The organism is Halorubrum sp. AJ67, from assembly GCF_000513435.1.
On sequence record NZ_CBVY010000002.1, the window covers coordinates 414,606 to 415,231 of the forward strand.

General features: G+C 71.9%; 1 pseudogene. It reads right to left on the bottom strand.

The features are described 5' to 3' along the window. Positions 1–11: 11 nt before the first annotated feature. A pseudogene (locus tag BN903_RS03720) lies at positions 12–626 on the bottom strand (RNA-guided pseudouridylation complex pseudouridine synthase subunit Cbf5); the annotation flags it as partial.

The following is a 626-nucleotide window of genomic DNA, read 5'->3' on the forward strand; positions in this document are numbered from 1 at the left end:
GACCGTTACCGCGGGAGGTGCGTCAGGGCGTCCTCGGCGGGGCGGACCACGTCGCGGAGGAACGCGTCGTTGCCGTCTTCGGCCCACGCGAGCGCGTCGACGAGGTCTTGGAGCGTCCGCAGGTCGCGGTCGTCGAACGGGTCGGTGGCGGTCCGTCGGAGGTGGCCCATGTGCGCGCCGACGCCGGTCGCGAGTCCGACGTCGTGGCACAGCTTTCGGACGTACGTCCCCGACTCACACCGGATCCGGAGGAGGGCCTTCCGGTCGGCGGCTTCCAGCACGTCGAGGTCGTGGACCGTCCGCGTGCGCAGCCGACGGCTCACGGCGCTCTTCCGCGGCGGCTTCTGGTAGATTTCGCTCTCGAACTCCGCGACCACCTCGCGGAAGTCGCTCGGGGGCGACGCGTGGAGCTCCAGCACCGCGACGTACTCCTTGGCCCCTTCGAGGAACACCTGCGCCATGCGCGTCGCGTCCCCGGTCAGGGTGGGGAGACAGCCGGTGACCTTCGGATCGAGCGTCCCGGAGTGCGCGACGCCGCCCGTGGGAGGCCCCTCGGGATCGAGCGCCGCGAGCGTCTCGTCGATCGCGTCCCGCACCCACGCGGACACCTGATGCGAGGAGGGACC